Genomic DNA, 6,552 nt, shown 5'->3' on the forward strand with positions numbered 1-6,552 from the left:
TTCGCGATGCCCTCGCGTTGTCGCTCCAACATAATGCTTCTCTCGAACTCAGCTACTGCGCCCAGCATAGTTATCATCATCCGACCCGTGGGGGTCGTCGTATCCATTTCCCCATTGGCAAGGACTCTCAGCCCTGCACCCTTCGCTTCTATGACTTCGATTATTGACCATAGATCGGGCACGGATCGCGCAAGCCTATCGAGCTTCGTAACGACGAGCACATCGCCCTCACGGAGGTAGTCTAACGCAGCGGTCAGCTCTTCTCGTTTACCCCTGTCTATGCTGGACACCTGCTCTTCATAAAAACGCTCGCATCCTGCCGATTTTAAGTCTCTCATCTGAGCTTCAAGACCTGCGTCTTGCGTGATCGTAGATGTTCTGGCGTAGCCGACTTGCATGTGTATCCTCCTGTGTCTCACATGGGTCTAAGGAATATTGGTCCGCTGTGTCTCTTACGCAAAAAACCATTCATATGAGACACGAAAGCCTGTGGATGAGACGTCTCACACGGCCAGGCCCAGTGAGACTTATCAACAACCTCCCTTCTTTTTCTTTTTCTTTTTCTTTTTCCGAAGCGAATACAATTTCATAAACAATAACTTATGCCGTTAAAGGTGAGTGATTGCGGGACTACGGTGAGTAATCGCGGGCGAAAGGTGAGTGATCGCGGGCAAAAGGTGAGTAATCGCGGGTTAGGGGAGTTGATAGAAACCTCGCTCACCTTTACGCCTTGGGAATGGCTCAGAAAACGCTCCTCGATATAGTTCGCAGCAACCGCGACAACCCCGATGCTATCATCGCGGCGGGTGAGTTGGTTGATATGCGGTTCAAGACGGGCAGCACCATGAGCTTACGGGCTGCTAAGCTGTTCTGCCTCCTGGTTCAGGAAGCGGGGGTTCATATCGCGGATGATAAGCAGCACCGTGTTCCTTACAGCGTCATAAACGAGAGCTTTCACCGGTCGCGTGATGAACTGGTTGAAGCAATAGACGAACTTCACTCCACGACGATCAGCATTCAGGTGAAGCCTAAGGATGGGCGCTCCTACACAAAATCAGGTTCTATTCTTGCTGATGTAGAGCGTGAAGATGAAGATCACTTAGATGCGGAGATCAGATACGAGTTTTCGAAGGCGGTGCGCCGTGGGGTCGGTGACAGCACTCATTGGGCAAACCTATCACGCCGGGCAGTATTAGCTTTCGAAAGCAAATTTAGCTTGCGCCTTTATATGTTCCTAAGCCTTCGTGCCGGGCTTCGAAAAACAAGTGACGACTTCACGATAGAAGACCTTCGAGAGATATTCGGTCTGGCCCCTGGCACATTCACTCGCTGGCAAGATCTAAGACGCTTCGTGATTGAGAAGGCTCTATCAGAAGTGAATCACCTCGCGGGCTTCACCGCCAATTACATACCCATCAAGAGGGGTCGAAAAGTTGCCGGCATTTGGCTTGTGTGGGGGCGAAAGGAAGGCAGCGAGCTGATGGAGTCCTTTAAGGAGCTGGAACGACACCGTTCGGGCCGCAGGGCGCGGCGGGAGAGCAGCGTAGAGGTAATCGCCCAGGAGAACGCCGCATTACGCCACAGCATAGCAAGAAGTCTCGCCACGGCCCCCTACCCAGAAGCTGGCGCAACCGTTGCGCAACTCATTGAAGACGATACAGAGGAACCCCAATGAAATTAACACTTGGGCAAGCGGCGGCTGAGGTTGGAAAACCAAAATCTACCATTTCGAGGTCAATAAAATCAGGTAGAATGTCCGCCAAGAAGATTGGCAACAAATACGAGATTGATCCAGCTGAACTTTTCAGGGTGTTCCCAGCAACCGTTGCGCAACCCGAAGAATTGAACGATCAGCAACCCGGCAACAGGTCCGCGGATCAAACCGGCATTGAAGTGAAGATGCTTAGAGAGATGTTAGAGCGGGAGCGGGAGACCGTGGATGACCTAAGGGAAAGGCTTACCCGAGCGGAACTATTGCTCACAGATCAGCGAGATAAACCAAGGCGGCCGTGGAAGTGGTTCTGGCAGAAGTAGCACTAAAACTGCTCGGTTTTTGAATTAGGTTTTTGGCGGCTTAGATCGGGTTATATTGGGACCATGCCAAAACGAGGGTCAGGATAGGAAGTTGCTTACATTGCAGTGTAAAACAACACCAGTTCCGCTGGATAAAGATCACTTCTGTTTAGAAGGTTAAGCTGTTAGCTCTTCCTTTTTAGGCAGCAAAGGTCACGAAAAAGATGGATGCAGTAATCGCTTGGGTTGATGGAAATGACCCACAACACAAAAAGAAACGTCTCGCGGCGCTGCATGCCAATCCGAACAAGATTGACCTAACATCAAACGCGGTTGTCGAAACCCGCTTCAATGACCGCGGAGAAATTTACTTCGCGATTGCATCTATTTTGAAATTCGCGCCTTTTATTCAGCGCATTTTCATCGTTACAGATGGGCAGACACCAGCTCATCTCGCCTCTTTTGCAGAGTGTGGGATTTGTGACGCGGACAAAATACGGATTGTGGATCACACAGAAATTTTTCGTGGATTTGAAAGAGAATTACCTACATTCAATTCTCTTTCAATTGAAACAATGTTGTGTTTCATCGAAGATCTATCCGATGAATTTATCTATTTTAACGATGATTTTTTCCTCAATTCTCCCGTCAAACGAGATGATTTTATAGACAAAAACAACCGTCTGCGTGTGTTTGGAAAACGACGTTCAACCAACATGCTTAAAGCAAAGTTGGCGTTGCGCAGGATACGCTATCGCATCCTGGGGAAAGGCCAACTTCCCGCTCACTATAAAACAGCGCAAGTTTTATCCGCCGATTTGTCGGGGCTTGATTATTACATTCAACTTGAACACCACCCCCATCCGCAGCGGAAGGCTTTGCTGGAAGAGTTTTATGCCGCGAACCCAGATATCTTGCGCCAACAGATATCACCAAAATTTCGCACGATTGATCAGTTTCTACCTGTTGGTCTTTGTTACCACTTGGAATTGAAAAATGGGACTGCTGTACACGAGCCACCCCAGGATGTTGTCTATATCAAACCTAACAACTACTCCGATGAACAGCTTGATGCACTCCGTGCGGACGACATCAAATTTGGATGCATTCAAAGTTTGGACGAATTTCAGGAGGATCAGATTATGAAAATCCGAAAAACAATGGCAGCAAAATTAGAAGGATACCTGTCCTTGCCCGTCTTGAAGGAGCTGGGCATCGTGGTAGGCGCGAACGACAGAGCAGACACTTAGAGCAGCTGATCTTAACGTAGAGTTCATAGCAGCTGCCCTAAAACGGGATCGTGTCTTGCGCAGGCAGGTCCCTCTCCCAAGGGAATAGGGATTGCGCATACGAGGGGGGGTGAGGAGGCGCAGGCTTCCTGACAGTGGCTCTAACTACGTCGTGACATGTCACCACATCTGCGGGTTCGTCGACCTCTCTTTCCCAGGGGATATCCATCCACGCCTCGAACGCTTTCTGGGCCTCGCGCTTGGAAGCGTTGTCGCAGATAACAATACTGGAAAGGAAATTGCTGGGCTTCCCCGCGGCCAGGCCCTTCGACTGAACATTGCAACTCCGCCTGGTTGCAGGTGCCTTCCTGCTTCGACGGCCCTCTGCGTTCAGGTTGAGGCTGGCGTGCGTAGTACCAGCGTGGGACAGCATATAGCAAATCTTACCGCTGATCCCGACCCCTCGACGCCCCGCAAATGAGTGATGGCTCCCTTGATCCGGTCGACTCACCCAGAACTGCCGCGACCTCAGCGTAGGAGCGCTACCGAACACAGCCCTCAGACGATCCATAAGCCATAGCCTTTCGTCCGGGCTGTCCAGTAGGAAGATCGCGTGAAAGTGCAGGTTTGATAGCTTGTTCGCTTTCTCATCCATACCGTTTCCGGACTTTGTGTCGAACACGATCACGCGCCGGCATTTCAACTTCTTGTCGTGGCACCTTTGATTGAAGAACCCCCGTACACTACCGCTGTTCAGAGCGTCGCGGATCAGATTATTTTCGATACGCCCGTCCACCAAAAAAACCCGCTCAGGATCTTCGGCCCACATCTGGGATGTCACGCAGGCCAATCGTACCGCATCCGTTTGCCGCTTCCAATCTCGCCGCCGAATGTCCGCCCTTGGAACCAACTGCGCCACCTCTTGCATGAACTCTGTCAGCTGGTTTGGATTATACGCCATAGACCTCCGTTTGGGTGCTACTGAAGGGGCTGGATGGGGTTTTCGCAATATAAGCCTTCTGAATCATATAAAAAAGGCCTGCGCGTCCATTCCCCCGATTAACCATTTTCAAAATTTGGACCGTCTTAAAAAATGCGGAATTGGGGTGTCCGGGCCATTGAGACGCCGCGGATGACAGTCTGATTTGCATCAGCCAGGTTGTGACATGTCACAACCTGGCTGACATGTGATCTACATGCCCAGGGGCGCGCTGTTAGATACCCTTCGACCTCTCTGCGCTTTCAGCCGGAGCTTGCGGTAAAGGCGCCACCGTAGCCGGCTCTCGATAAGCCTCAGCGCCTTTGTCCTCCTGGGAGACTCCTCCGCGTGGAACCTGGTGTTGAGCAGTTGCAGGCGCGCAGCCAATTCCGCCACGGCCTTCACATGCTCATCGACGCTTCGCAGGGGCTGTAATTCGCGCCTCAGCTGAATGAGCGCAAAAGCAGCAGCCTCTCGGGCAATCTCATCCTGCTCATCGGTCAGGAACAGCAGAGACTGATGAGTTTCCTCCATTTCCCCGCCGATAATATCCCAGAGTTCCTGATCGGTTTTCGTCTCATAGGGACGCAGCGACAGGCTGCGCCCCAGTTCGTTGAGTAAGCTCTCATATTTGATCCACGCCTTCTCGATAGCGTCCGCATCCGCTGGCTTGCCGCTCTGTCGGACTGTCCCCATAGCAAAATCGTATCTTTCTTCGAGGGTCAGCAGCGCCTCGCTCTTTCGCGCGATCTCGTTTTTCCGTTTCGCCTGATCTTCAAGCTCTTTGCGCTCGACCCTCCGTTGCTCTTCTCGCAGAGCAACCTCTCGGGCAACGGCAGCGCGCTTTCGCTGTGGCATAGTGAATAGATACCACGGGAGCATTAGCACCCACATCACCAGCGCCCCCCCGAAGCACAGGCAACTAAACAGCCTGCTCTTTGGATTTGTCGTTTCGTTAGCTTCGTTCATCTTCGTCTGTCTCCATGTTGCGACAGGAGGAACATGGTCCCATCTCCTTTTTGAAAAAAATGAAGGCGCACAAGGGGGTTTAGCTATCGCTAAACCGCTGAAAACACATGCGTATTAAAAGAGGGTACGAGAGCGTGCTTGAACTGACTACCCGTTTTAGAGGGATCACAACCGGCATGGGTGCGCGGAAAAGGTCAGCGTCCGGCTCTGCGGCAGTTGGTGCTGCAATGGCGCACCTACGCTACGTTTCGAGGGCGAGCGCAGCTACGGAAGTCGCCGTGGCGGGGTTGCCGCCACTTGGAGATGTGCGCGATTACACAGGTTGCAGGGTGTTGCAGAAAGAGTTGCGCGTGCGCTTACAAGCGCGGGCACAATCAGGCGGCAAAGTCGGACGGCGCATTGCAGAAAAAATGATTATCAGTTTGCCGCAGACTTGGGGGCCTCTCGAAAGAAAGAAGGCCATGGATCGCATAGTCCAGCACATCGCACCACTTGGCTCAGAAGCTGCTGCGATAGCTTATTTTCATAGTGATACGCCAGGAAATCCCCACATCCACATTCTTGCTGTCGATGGCAAGGAGAGCCTCAAATCAGCCCGCCAGCGACGCCCTGATGCTTTGAGGGTGCGCCGGCGGGATGTAATCAGGCTTGGGGATCGAGGTCGCCCGAAATCGCTACGCTGTGAGATAGCGTCGATCATGAATGGGGTTGCGCGGGAGAGTGGCGTCGCCGGTGTAGAATGGCGGAGCTTCAAGGATCGTGGCATTACACGACCTCCTAAACGGCACATTGGCCCTGAGCGTAGAGCACGCATGGATCGCGTGGGGGGCCAAGGACCATCAAGCAGATCCACTCGTCGCCGCGGCCGCGTAGCACAGATGACAGCAAATTACGCGATCCGACAGGCCGTTGAGCTTGGGTATGACCTACTGGATGTCAGCGACGAACCAAGCCAGCGGTAATGCCGCTTTGGGCGCGCTGCTATTCATCCTGAGCGGTTCCATTAAGCCTTGCCTCTATCTCGTTGAGCATGTCGAGCTGCCTCGGGTCCGTGGGGGGCTCTGGGGGCGGCAGAGAGGCCGCGTAGGCGCGTATGTTAGGGACTTGGGCCTGGGGCACCTTCACAGTCACCTCCACCCACCCGTTGATGCGATCACGCTCTCTCTGAGCTCGCTTCCTTTCAGACTGGCTTATCTTCGTCATTGGTTGCCTGCGAGCATTCGATAAACACTTGCCCGCCCGATCCCCAAGACCTTTGCAATATCAGTAGCCCCCATACCTTCTTCCTTTAATCTTCGCACCTCAGGGGCTTTCTGCTGAGCCGTCGGCGATCGTCCTCGGTATTTCCCAGCTGCCTTTGCC

General features: G+C 52.7%; 7 protein-coding genes. 4 read left to right on the forward strand and 3 right to left on the reverse strand.

Translation table 11 applies throughout. The features are described from left to right. Positions 1-398: recombinase family protein (locus tag ACTRWK_RS17410; RefSeq protein WP_462844100.1), on the reverse strand; the 398-nt coding region annotated here is incomplete at its 3' end. Positions 399-736: 338 nt separating this feature from the next. Between ACTRWK_RS17410 and ACTRWK_RS17415 the strand changes: the two genes are divergently transcribed. The 3 genes from ACTRWK_RS17415 to ACTRWK_RS17425 all read left to right on the forward strand — a co-directional run bounded on the left by ACTRWK_RS17415 (position 737) and on the right by ACTRWK_RS17425 (position 3,263). After that, the gene (locus tag ACTRWK_RS17415) at positions 737-1,675 is read left to right on the forward strand and encodes a RepB family plasmid replication initiator protein (protein ID WP_462844101.1); all 939 of its coding nucleotides are present in this window, start codon (positions 737-739) and stop codon (positions 1,673-1,675) included. Then, the gene (locus ACTRWK_RS17420; RefSeq protein ID WP_462844102.1) at positions 1,672-2,034 is read left to right on the forward strand and encodes a MerR family transcriptional regulator; all 363 of its coding nucleotides are present in this window, start codon (positions 1,672-1,674) and stop codon (positions 2,032-2,034) included. The genes ACTRWK_RS17415 and ACTRWK_RS17420 overlap by 4 nt, the downstream gene beginning before the upstream one ends. A 203-nt stretch (positions 2,035-2,237) precedes the next feature. After that, the gene (locus ACTRWK_RS17425) at positions 2,238-3,263 is read left to right on the forward strand and encodes a Stealth CR1 domain-containing protein (protein ID WP_462844103.1); all 1,026 of its coding nucleotides are present in this window, start codon (positions 2,238-2,240) and stop codon (positions 3,261-3,263) included. Positions 3,264-4,434: 1,171 nt separating this feature from the next. Here the strand turns inward: ACTRWK_RS17425 and ACTRWK_RS17430 are convergent. Then, a complete protein-coding gene (locus tag ACTRWK_RS17430; protein ID WP_462844104.1) occupies positions 4,435-5,190 on the reverse strand; it encodes a hypothetical protein in 756 nt (251 codons plus the stop codon). A gap of 227 nt (positions 5,191-5,417) precedes the next feature. Here ACTRWK_RS17430 and ACTRWK_RS17435 point away from each other — a divergent pair, with 227 nt between their 5' ends. Beyond that, positions 5,418-6,152: a MobA/MobL family protein gene (locus ACTRWK_RS17435; RefSeq protein WP_462844105.1), complete on the forward strand. Its 735-nt coding sequence runs from the start codon at positions 5,418-5,420 to the stop codon at positions 6,150-6,152. 237 nt (positions 6,153-6,389) lie between these two features. Here the strand turns inward: ACTRWK_RS17435 and ACTRWK_RS17440 are convergent. Next, positions 6,390-6,552 (reverse strand): helix-turn-helix domain-containing protein (locus ACTRWK_RS17440; protein ID WP_462844106.1); only part of this gene is annotated, 163 nt, incomplete at its 5' end.

The organism is Sulfitobacter sp. G5_S2_6_S6, assembly GCF_054968505.1.